The 14,340-nt window shown below is 59.4% G+C and carries 13 protein-coding genes and 1 pseudogene; 8 read left to right on the top strand and 6 right to left on the bottom strand.

Annotated elements, in window-relative coordinates:
• Nucleotides 1-834 precede the first annotated feature (834 nt).
• The 8 genes from PROAA_RS17010 (at nucleotide 835) to PROAA_RS16975 (ending at nucleotide 8,739) form a co-directional block, all read left to right on the top strand.
• On the top strand, nucleotides 835-1,680 hold the full coding sequence (locus PROAA_RS17010; RefSeq protein ID WP_425394030.1) for a phage integrase N-terminal SAM-like domain-containing protein: 846 nt from the start codon (nucleotides 835-837) through the stop codon (nucleotides 1,678-1,680).
• Nucleotides 1,681-1,693: 13 nt separating this feature from the next.
• Nucleotides 1,694-3,109 carry a cytochrome ubiquinol oxidase subunit I gene (locus tag PROAA_RS17005; protein WP_186412488.1) on the top strand — a complete coding sequence of 472 codons (1,416 nt, stop codon included), beginning with the start codon at nucleotides 1,694-1,696 and terminating at the stop codon, nucleotides 3,107-3,109.
• Complete coding sequence (gene cydB / locus PROAA_RS17000) at nucleotides 3,106-4,113, top strand: cytochrome d ubiquinol oxidase subunit II (protein ID WP_186412487.1); 1,008 nt, start codon at nucleotides 3,106-3,108, stop codon at nucleotides 4,111-4,113. The genes PROAA_RS17005 and cydB overlap by 4 nt, the downstream gene beginning before the upstream one ends.
• Before the next feature lie 205 nt (nucleotides 4,114-4,318).
• Entirely contained in the window at nucleotides 4,319-5,026 is a 708-nt protein-coding gene (locus PROAA_RS16995; RefSeq protein ID WP_186412486.1) for a hypothetical protein, read from the top strand.
• Nucleotides 5,027-5,172: 146 nt separating this feature from the next.
• Nucleotides 5,173-5,820: a lipid-binding SYLF domain-containing protein gene (locus PROAA_RS16990; protein ID WP_186412485.1), complete on the top strand. Its 648-nt coding sequence runs from the start codon at nucleotides 5,173-5,175 to the stop codon at nucleotides 5,818-5,820.
• Between the two features lie 125 nt (nucleotides 5,821-5,945).
• A complete protein-coding gene (locus PROAA_RS16985; protein WP_186412484.1) occupies nucleotides 5,946-7,454 on the top strand; it encodes an NAD(P)H-hydrate dehydratase in 1,509 nt (502 codons plus the stop codon).
• Nucleotides 7,444-8,367, top strand: a complete 924-nt coding sequence (locus PROAA_RS16980; protein ID WP_245664326.1) for a DMT family transporter — start codon at nucleotides 7,444-7,446, stop codon at nucleotides 8,365-8,367. The genes PROAA_RS16985 and PROAA_RS16980 overlap by 11 nt, the downstream gene beginning before the upstream one ends.
• Nucleotides 8,368-8,457: 90 nt before the next feature.
• Nucleotides 8,458-8,739, top strand: a complete 282-nt coding sequence (locus tag PROAA_RS16975; protein WP_245664325.1) for a hypothetical protein — start codon at nucleotides 8,458-8,460, stop codon at nucleotides 8,737-8,739.
• A 38-nt stretch (nucleotides 8,740-8,777) separates the two neighbouring features.
• Here the strand turns inward: PROAA_RS16975 and PROAA_RS16970 are convergent, their stop codons facing one another.
• The 6 genes and pseudogenes from PROAA_RS16970 to PROAA_RS16945 form a co-directional block, all read right to left on the bottom strand.
• Nucleotides 8,778-11,795 carry a CHAT domain-containing protein gene (locus tag PROAA_RS16970; RefSeq protein WP_186412483.1) on the bottom strand — a complete coding sequence of 1,006 codons (3,018 nt, stop codon included), beginning with the start codon at nucleotides 11,793-11,795 and terminating at the stop codon, nucleotides 8,778-8,780.
• Between the two features lie 188 nt (nucleotides 11,796-11,983).
• Nucleotides 11,984-12,769 (bottom strand): peptidylprolyl isomerase, encoded by a 786-nt coding sequence (locus PROAA_RS16965; RefSeq protein WP_186412482.1) that lies wholly within the window; start codon nucleotides 12,767-12,769, stop codon nucleotides 11,984-11,986.
• A 73-nt stretch (nucleotides 12,770-12,842) separates the two neighbouring features.
• Nucleotides 12,843-13,139 (bottom strand): BolA family protein, encoded by a 297-nt coding sequence (locus PROAA_RS16960; RefSeq protein ID WP_186412481.1) that lies wholly within the window; start codon nucleotides 13,137-13,139, stop codon nucleotides 12,843-12,845.
• The gene (locus PROAA_RS16955) at nucleotides 13,136-13,438 is read right to left on the bottom strand and encodes a YciI family protein (protein WP_186412480.1); all 303 of its coding nucleotides are present in this window, start codon (nucleotides 13,436-13,438) and stop codon (nucleotides 13,136-13,138) included. The genes PROAA_RS16960 and PROAA_RS16955 overlap by 4 nt, the downstream gene beginning before the upstream one ends.
• On the bottom strand, nucleotides 13,438-13,977 hold the full coding sequence (locus PROAA_RS16950; protein ID WP_186412479.1) for a septation protein A: 540 nt from the start codon (nucleotides 13,975-13,977) through the stop codon (nucleotides 13,438-13,440). The genes PROAA_RS16955 and PROAA_RS16950 overlap by 1 nt, the downstream gene beginning before the upstream one ends.
• 169 nt (nucleotides 13,978-14,146) lie before the next feature.
• Nucleotides 14,147-14,340: pseudogene (locus PROAA_RS16945) on the bottom strand (hypothetical protein); the annotation flags it as partial.

Genomic DNA, 14,340 nt, shown 5'->3' with positions numbered 1-14,340 from the left:
GTCCAACAACCGGTTCAGATCGTGGCTCGCTTCGCGATCACGATCTAACCTTAATCGTTAGGGGCGATGTGACACTTGCTTGCTAATGTATGCATGCAGAGTACCTTGCTCGATAAGTTCGAATACATTTGCTTTGGCATCTAGGGCGCTTGGGAATACCTTCTTCCCCATTCGAGTGTTGACGCGAAGCTTAAAGGCAGTCCCGACAGGGACAATCTCGACGGTTAGTCGTTTTTGCGTGATACGATGAATGTCGCCCGGAAGTACGCACCAGCGAGACGACGACACAAATCGCTTCAGGCGGCCAGCATACCTGCGCTTTGACTCCATGAGGTTGCTTGCCAACTGTGACGACGTTAAATGGTCACAGCAGATTTCGCCAACTTCCATTGGGCGCCAGTCGGGATGCTGGACGAGAAAGGTATAACGAATTGAAGTACCACAGCATTCACAAGTTCCGGTGAGGTCGCCAAGATCATCCCAGCCCGCGTGCTCCCAGCCAAACTTAGGCGGGATAAGACCGTGGGCGGCTGCATGGCACCCGCGGCAAATGGTTTCGCAGGCGTCATACGGGTAATCCCAGGGCGGGCGGCCGGGGAAGTATTGCTTGTGGTGGACCTGAAGGACAACCCCATCAGACGTAGCTCGGCCGCAGACGGTGCATTCATTTCCGTCGAGACGAATTACCTCGCTCCGGAACTTCGCCCACTCCTTGCTGCGGTAAGGCTGCATGATCGGTGAATCGCCCCTAACGTAAAGTGAACACACAAATCGGTGTATATTCTGGCCACATTCTGTGTCTACCCCGAAGATTGTGACTCCAAGCTATTGTAAATAAATCATTCATCGACTGGACTTCCAGATCTGGCACCTTCCGAGACGCCTGTTGCCAATGCCGCGCCCAAATTCCTCGATCAAGTCCGGGCACGCATTCGAGTGAAACACTACAGCATTCGCACCGAAACGCAATATGTTTTTTGGGTAAAGCGCTTCATTCTCTTCCACGGCAAGCGACATCCGCTTGACATGGGCGCTGGCGAGGTCGAGGCGTTTTTGAGCAATCTGGCCGTGAACGGGCGGGTATCGGCCTCCACGCAGAACCAGGCGCTGTCGGCGCTGCTATTTCTTTATCGTGAAGTGCTGGAGATCGCCCTGCCGTGGCTCAACAACGTGACGCGCGCCAAGCCTTCGCAGCGTTTGCCGGTGGTACCCACGCCTGCCGAGGTGCGCGCGGTGCTGGATCGGATGGTCGGAACTCATGGGCTGATGGCGCGCCTGCTTTACGGCACGGGCATGCGGCTGATGGAGGGCGTGCGCCTGCGGGTGAAGGATGTGGATTTTGGCCGCAACGAGATTTTGATTCGTGACGGCAAGGGCGCGAAGGATCGCGTGACGATGCTGCCGGTGGCCCTGGCGGCAGCGAGGGCCAGTGGCGGTAGCGCCCGAGATGTTGCCCCCCGGGATTCCCCAGTGCGCAAGAGTTCGGTCGGCTTACTCGACGGACTCCGTCTGTTTCGCTCAGGGCCAACGCTCCAGGGTGATTCAGACCGTCAATCAAACGGAATCGGCGTTCTGTGCGCAGGGAAATCTCCAAAAAGACAGAGAAGACGGCACAAGACCAGTATAGTGAAGTGCGCAAACGACTGGCCCGAATCCCGGATCATGCTCCTCGACCGGTAAAGAGGAATCGGCAATGCAACTTGACCCCGTCATCCTGTCGCGAATCCAGTTCGCGTTCGTCATCAGCTTCCACATTATCTTTCCGGCTTTCACCATCGGCCTGGCGGCGTGGCTGGCGACCATCGAAGGTGCACGGTTGTTTACCGGCAACGCCCTGTACCGGCGCGTCTTCGACTTCTGGCTCAAGGTCTTCGCGGTGTCCTTCGGCATGGGTGTGGTCTCCGGCATCGTCATGGCCTTCCAGTTCGGTACCAACTGGAGCGTGCTGGCGGCGAAGACCGGCGCGATCCAGGGGCCATTGCTCGGTTACGAAGGCTTCACGGCCTTTCTGCTCGAAGCCACCTTCTTCGGCGTGATGCTGCTCGGGCGCGAGCGCGTGTCGCCGCGTTCCTACTTCGTCGCTTGCTGCATGGTTTCACTGGGCACCATGTTCTCGTCATTCTGGATCCTGGCCAACAATAGCTGGATGCAGGTGCCGCTGGGTCACGAAATCATCGACGGCAAGATCGTGCCTGCCGACTGGATGCAGATTGTGCTTGGCCCGGTGCAGATGGTGCGCTGGCCGCACATGTTGCTGGCGGCCTTCCTGACCAGCGCCATGTGCGTCGCCGCCACCGGCGCCTGGTACACACTGCGCAATGTGCACCGCGACGAAGGCCGGGTGATGCTGCATTGGGGACTGGCGCTGGTGGCGCTGCTGATTCCGGTGCAGTTGTACGTCGGCCACCTGACGGGTCTCTATGTTCTGAAGCACCAACCGGCCAAGTTCGCCGCCATCGAAGCGCGCTGGAAGAACGAGCAGCCGGCCAGCGAGGTGCTGATCGCCTGGCCCGACGAGGCGAACGAGCGCAACCTGTTCGCGATCACCGTGCCCAAACTCGGCAGCATGATCGCATCGGGCAACTGGACCTCGGCCGAGGTCGGGCTCGAATCCTTCCCCAAGGAAGATCGACCGCCGGTGCTGATCCCGTTCTTTGGTTTTCGCATCATGGTCGGCATGGGTCTGGTGATGCTCGCCGTGTCATGGTTCGGCAACCTTCTGCGTTGGCGCGGCACGCTCGAAACGAAGCGCTGGTTCCTGTGGTGCACCTACCTGTCTTTTCCGACCGGGTTCATCGCGGTGCTCACCGGCTGGTACACCGCAGAAGTCGGCCGTCAGCCCTGGGTCGTCTATGGCTTGTTGCGTACCAAGGACGCGGTCACACCGTCGCTGACGACCGGTGACGTGGCGTTTTCGCTGGCCGGGTATGTGCTGGTCTATGCCGTGGTGTACAGCTTCGGGCTGTACTACATCTACTGCCTGCTGCGTGACGGCCCGAGTGCGGACGCGAATTCCTTGCCTGCTGGCAGCGCCACCGGCAATCGGCCGCTGGCCTTTGCCGGGCATCCCGACACCGCCACTGGCCGCACCGGGGGGCAGGAGCCATGAGCGATCTTCAACCCAGCGACCTGGCGCTGTTCTGGGCCTGTGTGATCGCCTTGGCGATCATGGTCTATGTGATCCTCGACGGCTTCGATCTGGGCGTGGGCATTCTCTTCGGCACCACCGCCGACGAGGCCAAGCGCGCATCGATGATGAATACCATCGCTCCGTTCTGGGACGGCAACGAGACCTGGCTGGTGATCGTCGGCGCCGGGCTTTTCGCCACCTTTCCGACAGTCTATGCGGCCTTCCTGGGCGCATTCTACATCCCGGTGTTGCTGCTGCTGTTCGGTCTGATCTTCCGCGGCGTCGCATTCGAGTTCCGCTACCGAAGCCAGCGCTTGCGCTGGCTGTGGGACTGGGGATTTTTCATCGGCTCGATCGTCGTCGCCTTCGTGCAGGGCGCGGCGGTGGGCGCGATGATGCGTGGCATCCGCGTTGCCGACGGCCAATACGTCGGCGGTTCGTTCGACTGGCTGCATCCGTTTGCAGTGCTCACCGGCATCGGCCTGGTGTTTGGCTATGCGCTGCTCGGCGCCGGCTGGATCGTCCTCAAGAGCGACGGCGCGCTGCGCGACTGGGCCTATGCGCGCATCGGCTGGCTGGTGGCCATCGTCTTCACGATTATCGCCGCGGCCTTCGCCACCGTGCTGAATGTCGATGCCGGCGCGGTGGCACAGGGCCACCTGGCCGATCGCACCTGGGGCTGGGTCTTTCCTGCGTTCGGCGTGGCAGCGTTGCTGGCGGCTGCATGGGGGGTGCGCGCACGGCGCGATGCCTTGCCGTTTGCATGCACGGCGCTGTTCTTCGTGGCCGCGTTTCTGACCCTGGGGGTGATGTTCTGGCCGTACATGGTGCCTTACGCCATCACCGTGGGCAACGCCGCCGCGCCGGATGTCTCGCTGCGCTTCCTGTTCTATGGCGGCATCGTGGTGCTGCCGGTGGTCGCCATCTATACCATCGGCGTGTACTGGGTGTTTCGCGGCAAGGTGCGTGGTGGCTACGGTTGATCGAACGTGTGTTCAGCACAATTGAGGCGGCACCAGGCAAGATTCCTATCGGCTTCTCCAAGTCGTAGAGACGGGTCATGTTGTGGAGATGACCCCGCAGCAGCTATGCAAAGCGGTTCATCTCTTGCTGCTCTTTTCCAGTACTGATACGGCGTGTTAATGTTCTCGTCACTCACAAATCGCAATCACAGAAAGGATTCTAGAAATGTCGAAAGACCGGCAAACGATCGGAACCGATGGGCGACCACTCCCCATCATGCCTCCGGAGCGCGACGTGCGCGTCTGGGCGAAGCTGGTGCGTGTGATGTTCTACACGCCGGGCTTCCTGGCGCTACTGCTGATCAAGTCGGGTGACCCGACGGGCTTCGGCGTCTCGGTGGAGCTGCTGATGCTTGCCAGTGTTTCGGCGATAGTCGGTGGACTTTTCGTCGGTACGTATTCATCGGCTGCAGGCGCTGACCATTCATCAAGAATCGGTACCTGGAGCGGCTCGCTGGTCATCGAGTTGCTCGCCGTGGTGCCGATCCTGTGTGCCATACCTTCCTTGTTCCATGAATTGGCGAACAGCAAGTTGCTACATACGCTTGCCCCCGGCGCAGTCGACGTTTCACTGGGCGCCTCTGAGTTGCTTCCGGCAATGGCGATTCTGCCGTTCATGCTTTATCAGCTTGCCGGCTTCGGCACCCTGCACTATGTTGTGTCAAAGCAGGCCAACTGGATTATCAATATCGGCATTCTCGGTTTTATCGTCATGAGCACAGTCGCAAACCGCAACGGGAACTTCACCCTGGAAAAAGCTCTGGTTTCGATATTGGTCATTTCCATGGTAATCGTCGTTTTCTACGGCATACTCAAACTGCGCCAGATGCAGGTGACCTACGACGCAAACTGCCCGCAGAAGGAACCAAAGTAGTTGAGACCGACAAGCCGTGCATGCTGTGTTGATTACTTGGCCGGATTCTGCAGCGATAGCCGACAGAAGCGGAATTTGGCGATAGATCGAGTTTAGAATGGCTGAAGTTGTTTTTTTAGATGCACTACTTTTTTGAGAGCCAAGAAATGAAAGCCAACCCGAAATGCGCGTCGCGTCTGCTGTTGAGCGGACTGCTTGCCGGACTCCTTTGCACGGCTTTGCCTGCGGCCGCTGCCGAGTGGTCCTGGGATCCGTTGAAGGATGCTGAAAATGTTCTGCCCGAAGGTGCTCCAAACGAAGGAAAGATTATCCAGGCCCGCCATCAGGTTCGTGAAATGAAAGAGGATGCGCTTGCTTCCTTGTACGAAATCGCGCCGAGCGCGCGACGCGCCATCGAGCATTCGGCGGGTTATGCCGTGTTCAGTACCTTCGGCATCAAGCTCTTTTTTGCCGGCGGCACGACGGGTAAAGGGATGGTTGTCAACCGGGAAACCGGTCGCCAGACCTTCATGAAGATGGTTCAGGTGCAAGGGGGGCTGGGATTCGGTGTGAACAAGAATCGCCTTGTTTTTGTTTTTACCCAAGAACAGGCACTGCGTAATTTCGTCGACCAGGGCTGGGAATTCGGTGGACAAGCCAATCTTTCCGCTATGGCCGATGGTCAGGGCGGTATGTTTTCCGGTGCCGCTTCGGTCGCGCCAGGCGTTTTTCTCTACCAACTGACGGAGACCGGGCTCTCCGCCACACTCACCGTGTCGGGCACAAAATTCTTCAAGGATGCCGATCTCAATTGAGTGACCGCGGCGTGCCCTGAGATATTTTGCGAGCGCTGGTCCCGTTCCTGCATCGCCCGGATCACGGATTGCCGAGGAACCCGTGATCTGGCCCTATCATCCTGATGTAACGAGGGGCGTCGACCATGACTTCACTACCGCTCTACCGCGCTGCTGATCTTCGCCGCATCGAAGCCGCAGCGGCAGACCAGCCGTTGATGCAAAGGGCAGGTTACGCGGCAGCCAAGCTCGCCATGATGATTGGTGGTGATCGCGGCGCGGCGATCCTTGTCCTCGCGGGTCCCGGCAATAACGGTGGCGATGCTTTTGAAGTAGCGCGTCTGTTGCGTGAGCGCTTTTTCGACCCATACACGGTCTTTCTCGGCAACGCAAAGGGTCTGCCGCCGGACGCAGCGGCTGCCCACCAGCGCTTTGTCGAAGCGGGCGGGATTACTCATTCTGCATTGCCGGCGATCTTCGAAGGCCCGCGCTGGTCGCTCATCGTCGACGGTCTGTTCGGTATCGGCCTCAAACGCGAAATCGTCGAGCCTTATGCCGGTCTCATCCACAACGTTAACGCGCTGGCTATCCGTGACGGTTGCCCGCTGCTGGCGCTTGACTGCCCGAGCGGCCTCGACGCCGACACCGGGAAGCTAAGCGGCGCAACAATCCTTGCCAGTCACACGATTACCTTCATTGGCGGCAAGCCCGGACTGTTCACCGGCGACGGCCCCGATCATTGCGGAGAAGTGTCGGTCGCTCCACTCGACCTCGATGCGCAGAGCATCATGCCGGCAGCAGGGCGCAGCGTAGGCCGCGAATTGTTTTCGGCGCAGTTGAAAGCGCGCCCGCATAACTGTCACAAGGGCAGCCATGGCGACGCCGGCATTCTCGGCGGGGCACCGACAATGGTCGGTGCCGCGTTGCTCGCTGCCCGCGCGGCGCTACGCCTGGGCAGTGGCCGGGTCTATGTCGGCCTGATCGACAAGCATGCGCCGGCGCTTGATGCGCAGCAGCTCGAACTGATGCTGCGCACGCCTGAGAAATTGATTGGCAGCGGGCTCACGGCGCTGGCCTGCGGGCCGGGCATGGGTACCAGCCACGAGGCGCGCGTGTTGCTCGAAAAGGCTTGCGCACTGGATCTGCCGCTAGTGCTCGACGCCGATGCGCTCAACCTCGTTGCTGCGGAGGGCGAGCTGCACGTGGCGCTGGCTACGCGCAACCCGTCTGTCGCGCCGACCGTGCTTACGCCGCACCCGGCCGAAGCGGCGCGCTTGCTCGACTGCGACGTGGCCGTCGTTCAGGCCGACCGCATCGGCGCCGCGCTCGAACTGTCCACTCGATTCAACGCACTGGTAGCGCTCAAGGGCTGCGGCACTGTCGTGGCCTCGCCTGAAGACGCATGGTTCATCAACACCAGCGGCAATCCGGGACTGGCTACAGCGGGCAGCGGCGACGTGCTCACCGGCATGATCACCGCCTTGCTCGCCCAGGGCTGGCCAGCATTGGAAGCACTGTTGGCTGCCGTGCATCTGCACGGTTGCGCCGCCGACTGTCTTGTCGCCCAGGGCTCCGGCCCGGTCGGTCTAACCGCCGGCGAATTGATCGACAGCGCGCGTGGCTGTCTCAACGCATGGATCTCTGGTGCAGCTTAGGCAACATCACGCCGCACACGGCGTCTTCCTGTTTCTCACGGCCATCTTTCTTTTCGCCGCACTCGATGCCACAGCGAAGTACCTGACCGCTTTTTTTGCCGTACCACTGCTCGTCTGGGCGCGGTATTTCGTTCATCTGGTCGTCATGCTGATAACCATTGCACCCGGCATGGGACGCGAGATAGTAGTCACGCGACGCCCACTGTTGATGACTTTTCGCGCGCTCATGCTGGTTGGTGTGACTCTGCTTGTGCAGCTTGCGTTTCGCACCTTGCCGCTGGCCGAAACGACCGCGATTGTATTCGTCACGCCGCTGCTCGTTGCGTTGCTGGCAGGCCCGATGCTCGGCGAGAAGATGCAGTTGAAAGGCTGGCTGGCAACGTTGGCGGGATTTTGCGGCGTGCTGCTGATCGCCCGGCCGGGCGGCGCAATGGTCGGCATCGGTGTCATCTACGCGCTCGGCGGCGCGCTTTGCTACGCCCTCTACCAGATTCTCACCCGCAAACTGTTGGCTAGCGAACCTCCGATGCGGCTGCTCTTCCATACGGCGCTGGTCGGCACGCTTTCGATGTCGTTGTTCATGCCGGAATACTGGGGAGGTGAACTGCCGGGCCTGTGGCATATCCTGCTCATTTCCTCGCTCGGGTTCTACGGCGGCATCGGCCATTTTCTGCTGATCCGTGCCTTCCGCGAGGCACCCGCCTCGACGCTTTCGCCGCTGCTCTACGTCCAGTTGATCTGGGCCATGCTGCTCGGCTATGCTGTTTTTGGCCAGTTGCCCGACATGCCGGCGATCATGGGCATGCTGATCATCGGCGCGTCGGGACTGAGTCTGGTGATGTGGCGGACACCGGCACTCATCCCGGCAATGCACACCGAAAGCGCGCTGGAAAAACAGCCGGTAAGCGAATAGACAGGCTGACAAGGCAGGGAGAACCTTTTTGCTGTCGGCAACTCGAAGAACGTTGTAACATTTTGGTGGCTTTATTTTTTGGGGCGCGCAATGAAACACATTATCTGGGTACTCTGGCCGGCATTTATCGCGGCCGGAATTGCAGAGATCGTTTTCTTTACGGCAATCGATCCGCAGCAACTCTATTTGCTCGGCCAGCCGGTTGAACTGCCGGCGATGGCGACCTACTCGATCGGCTTTCTGATGTTCTGGCTAATCTGTGCCGGGTCCAGCCTGATGACCTGGTTCATGCTGCCGCATGAAGTCAAGAGTGCCCTGGAGCGCTATGCTGGCGGCCGCGACGATCTGGCTCGCCCGAAGCGTACCCGCTGACCGACAGACACGTCTGACGAAGCGTGTTGCTCAGCTTCCTACTTCCCGGCCTCTCCGATCAAGCCGAACGGCGCCCAGAAGGCCGGATGACCATACTCTTTGGACATTGCCATCAGTTGCAGCATCGAATGGCGTAGCGCTTCAGCCTTTGATTCGTCCGGTTTTCCGCTGAGGCGCTTGAACAGTTCGGTAGTCAGCAATCGCGCCGAAACCGTTTCGACCGGCCAGTAGGAGACCAGCAGGCGGCGCGAACCCGCGAAGAAAAAGGCCCGCCCGAGGCCGGATACCGCTTCCTCATTTTTGCCGTCGCCGCTGGCCGTGTTGCACGCCGAGAGAACGACCCAGTCGGCATCAAGCTTGATGCCGAGCACCTCGCTCATGGTCAGGAAGCCGTCGTTGTTCTTGTCATCGGTTAGCGCCGGGTTGGCCATCGCCAGACTGGGCTGATCGAGTCCGCGCAGTTCGCCAGGAATCAGGCCGTGGGTCGCGAATGCGACGACGCGATACGCCGCGAGATCACTGCTCTTGACGTTTTGTTCGGTCGCCTTCTTGCCAAGAAAAATATCAGACTTCGGGTTGGCACCCAGGGTCTTGCCGATATCGTTCAGTTCTTCGGCCGTGTCGGGCAGCAGGGGCAGTTGAGCAAAGCCGCGAAGGAGTGCCGAACCATCAGTATCGGGGAGCGCTTCCGGGGTGCGCGACGGTAAGACCGAGAGATTGCGCACCGAACGGGTTCCGGTGGCATGCCTGCCCGTTTGTGTGTGGAATAGCGGGTCGCCGAATCCGACGAAGGCTTGGCGTTGTGCCGCGATACGCCCCTGGCCGCGCAGTGCGATCAGCGTTCCTGCCGAAGGCTGCTGTGCCAGCGCCACCTTCTTCGTCAGCCAGGGTCGATCGGCCAGATTGCTGGCGTTTGCATCGGCAGTTCCCGACGTCAGAAGAACCGCGAACGGGAGCTGCCCGAGCGAGCCGTGCGGAACCACGTTCAGTATCCGGACATCGGACCACAAGGCGTCGTCCGGGGCCAGCAGCGCGGCGTAGAGGCTGCTGGCCGCGGCCCCGTCGAACGGAATCAGGGCAGCACCGGTCAGGTCGAACGCGCGGCGCAAAGCGGCTATGTGTTGATCGACCTGCTGACGCGTCATGGGAACTGCGCGGAATGCTGTGCGCGTTGGGGTGATTGTCCAGACGTAAGTTTGTTTTTCGGCGACGTAGAAGGCGACGGCGGCTTCGTTGGGGTGCAGCACCTTCTGGACACTCGCTGGCGTTGGCGGTTTCGGCAAAACCAACTCGGCATAGGCTGGAAACCGTTCGGCCAGTTCCTTGCGCAATTGAGTCCGCTGAGCGTCCAGCTGGCTCACGTCTTTACGGATGTCGGCAATGGTCTTGTCGAGGCGATTCGACTCGGACTCGGATGCGAGGCGAATCAGCAGATTATTCAATGCACTGATCTGATTGGCCGTGTCCTGCTCGCGTCGCGCCAGATCGGCCAGCGCCGCATCGGGCAGCGACGCACGGGCGGCACTGCTGGCAATCGCCAGTTGAACGCTCGATCCACGTGCTACTTCGGCAACCTGAAACGCTTCGGCAGCCGGATCGAAACCGGTCTGCTCCGTTCTCGCGGCGGACATCCGGGACAGCAGTTCCAGATAGCCATCGGCAATCAGCCGCAACCGGTAGGGGCGCACGAAGCCGCCATTCTCCGAGCTATTGTCGCTGTCGGCCTGGCGAATCAAAACCGGAAACGCTTCGCGGAACTCGGCCAGGGCGTCATCGTTCTTGCCAGCATCGACCAGAACCACGCCAAGATAGCCGTGCAGGTAGGCCAGATAGAGCGGGTCGACGAAGGGTTTCCGGAGATTCCAGTTGATGATCGCACGTAGCATCTTCTCGGCCTCTGGAGCGCGCTGGCGCTTGAGCAGGGCCATTGCCCAGGTGATGTTGTTGGATCCCGAACTGGCAAACTGCGCGGCGTTGCTTCTCAACCCCTGGTCGCGTTCTTCATAGACCGTCAACGCCTCCGCCCAGCGGCCCTGGACACCGAGCAGGAAGCCGATTTGAGCGCGCTGGTCGGATAACGCCGTGGAATAGGAGCGCGTGTCTGAATGCAAGAGCGTATCGAGCGCCCGTTCCTGCAGACGCAACGCTTCGTCAATCTGACCCTGCTGCAGTTTGACGTGCCCGAGCATGCGGTACGAAGCCGACACCGCCAGCGTATTCCTGCCTGATCGCGCGAGGGTTTGCTGAAGCGCCTGACGCGCAAGTATCTCGGCTTCACCGGTTTTGCCTTGTGCGGAGAGTATGCCGGCGAGTTGGCGCTTGCGTTGGATCAACGCGTTAGCCGCCAAGCGGTTGTCGAGGTGATCGGCCGGACGATTGGCCGAAGTCGCGTCGAGGAATTGCTGGGCGTAGTCCAGCGCCTGCCTGCGGAACCTTTCGGATTCCACTAGGTTGCCGCGTAGGGCCTGCATCTTTGCCGCATAAGAGCTGTAGCGGCCCATCTGGTTGGCGCCGTAGGTGGCCCACGCCCGGCTTTGACGCAAGGCCGGGATCAATTGCCCGGCACGCTGAAAGGATTCTTCTGCCTGGCGCAGTCTGGCCAGGTTCAATTGCGCATCGACATTCCATAGCAGACTCGAAAAGTAGTGCCATTTGTTGCTGTTCTTGTATTCGTCGCTGACGGTCAGTGCGTAATCAGCGAGTTGCAGCCAGTCTCCGGAAGAATATATTGAGCCATGAATATCACCCTGCAGTCTCCATCGGTCGCACCACAGTTCCGGCGAAGCCGCTTGCTTCATGTCCAATGCCAGCCTCAGATCGGTCAGCGATTGTTGGTAGCGGCCCAACCGTCGATAGGCATCACCGCGCTTGTGCAGGAATACGCACAACTCCTGCGGGGAATTGTCGTCAGGCGGCGCCATCGCAATCTGCTTTTCCAACGCAGCGGCAGCCGTGGAGTCGCGGGCGAAAAAATCATCCGCCTCATCGTCGGCGTGCACGCTGCCTGTAAACATCAGAAGGCAGCTAAGAACAAGTCGGAGGACGATCAGTTGCATGGCTGCCTGCGGTTGAGAAATGTTCGAGGTTTGATCATCGAATGGTCAAGGAATAGCGCTGGCTCATTGTCACCCCAAGTTGATTTGATGCCAAGTCAATTTCCAGGCGAAGGAGCGACTTTGCGGAGGCGCAAAAAAACGCCGGGAGGCTTGCGGCCTCACCGGCGTTCAGTTTTCGACCCTGAGGGTTACTCGATCTTGGCCTTTGAACGCAGGCCGTCGACCATCTTGTTGATCTGTTGTGCCTGCGCTTGCTGGGCCAGGCGCGGCTTGATTTCGTCAAAAGGCGGTACATTCAAGGGGCGGCTGTCTTCAAGCAGGATGACATGGTAGCCAAACTCCGACTTGACCGGGGCTTCGGTGTATTTGCCCTTGCTCAGACTGGTAAGTGCATCGCTGAACGGCTTGACGAAGTTGCCGGCACTGGCCCAGCCCAGATCGCCGCCATTGTCTTTGGAGCCGGGGTCAATCGACTGCTTGGCAAGTTCTTCGAACTTGGCGCCCTTCTTGAGATTGACAATGATGACTTTGGCGTCCTCTTCGTTCTTGACCAGGATGTGGCGAGCCTTGTACTCGGTGTTGCCGAGCTTGGCCTTGATCGCCTCGTATTCCGCCTTCAACTCTGCGTCACTGATCGGGTTTTTCTTCACGTATTCGATGATATAGGCACGAATGAAAACACCCTGACGCGCGGCGTCGGCCTGTACGGCGATGTCCGGTTTCTTCTCGAGACCAGCCTTCTTCGCCTCTTGGGCAACCAGCTCGCGTCGGATCAGTTCTTCACGCACCGCATTCTTCAGTTCCGGCGAGTCGGGAGCGCCCTTTGCTTTCTGTTCGGCCATCAGCGCATCGGCCAGAGTCTGTGAAACGGCAACTCCGTTGACCGTGACAAAGGCTTTGCCGGCGGCTACCGCCGATGCCGATATCATTGCGCCAAACAGCAGGGCAGCCGCAAGTTTCGAGAGATTCAACATGTGTCGTATTCCTTCTGTCAGATTTGAATCGGGTAGGATAGGGTTTCTTCTTATAAGAGTAAACGGGGTGATCTTATTGTGCCTCTTCCGGAGCAATGGACTGGATGCTCAGCGCATGAATTTTACTACGCATCAGTTCGCCCAGGGCGTCATATACGAGCCGATGCCGGCTCAGGGTCGGTTTTCCGGAGAACGCGTCCGAGACAATGAGCAGTCGGTAGTGCCCACCGCCACCTTTGGCGCCCTGATGCCCGGCATGCTTCGCCGAATCATCGATCAGTTCCAGGCGAAGCGGCTTTAATCCGGCCAGACGTTCGCGCAGAACGGATTCAAAACCGTCAGAAGCTCTATCCGGATTGGTTTCGCTCACGCGGGCAGTGCCTTGTTGAAGGGTTTGACCGTTACCCGGACGTATACACCGCTGGCCATATAGGGATCGGCATCGGCCCAGGTCTGGGCGGCAGCCAGCGAGGTGAACTCAGCAACAATCAGACTCCCGGAAAAACCTGCCGGGCCGGGGTCCGGCGAGTCAATGGCAGGAAATGGGCCCGCCAGAATCAGCCGGCCCTGTTCTTGCAGCACTTTCAGGCGCTCAACATGCGCCGGCCGGGCCTGAAGTCGGGCAGTGAGTGAATCCGGCCGGTCTTCACCGACAATGGCATAGAGCATTATTTTTCCTCCTCAATGTATTTTGACAAAACCAGTCCCTGGGCGATGACGAAAACGAGCATCAGCCCGACACCGCCGAAAAGCTTGAAGTTGACCCAGTCGTCAGTCGAAAAATTGAAGGCGAATGCGACCGCGAGATTGGCGAATCCCATAAATATGAAAAAGCCTGCCCACGACCAGTTGACCTGATCCCAGACGGCGTCGGGGAGTTTCATCTGTTCAGTGAGCAGCGTACGAATCAGGTTCTTTCTGAAAACAAGCGCGCTGACAATCAGCGTCAATGCAAACGCCCAGTAGAGGACCGTCGGTTTCCATTTGATGAAGGTTTCATCGTGAAAAATCAGTGTCATTCCACCAAACACCGTGATGATGCCGAGGCTGACCCAGAGCATGTTGTCGACTTTTCGATGCCTGAACCAGACCCAGCCGATCTGCACGAATGTGGCGGCGATTGCCACCCCGGTCGCGACAAAGATGTCGCCATACTTGAAGGCGATGAAAAAGAGGATGACAGGGAAGAGATCAAACAGAAATTTCATGGGATGGCTGGCGTAACTATCGGTGCATTATGGCCGCTTTCCAAGTTCGCTGTCCATTCGCGGCGAGTGTGGCGAGTGTGGAATTCACCCACTTCGCCATTCGATCCGATTCGGATTCAAGCGGCATGAACCAAGTCGCCTCATCACGTTTTTCTGGCCTGACCCGGATTCACTCGGGCAAGCTGATCAGTTTAGCCGCCTGTTCGGGTGTGCAATGCGACGGGATGACGCCGAGCAATGGTGCGGTGTCGCTGTGCGGCCCGAGCGGTACGCAAAAGCCGCCGACGCCCTCGACCAACACGGCATCGGCCATCCCGCGAAGAGCTTCGAATGAGGCAACAATGTGCCCGATGTCGATGCTGC

It is taken from the genome of Candidatus Propionivibrio aalborgensis (genome assembly GCF_900089945.1).
Lineage (GTDB): Bacteria > Pseudomonadota > Gammaproteobacteria > Burkholderiales > Rhodocyclaceae > Propionivibrio > Propionivibrio aalborgensis.
This window is presented reverse-complemented; position numbering and strand designations above follow the sequence as displayed.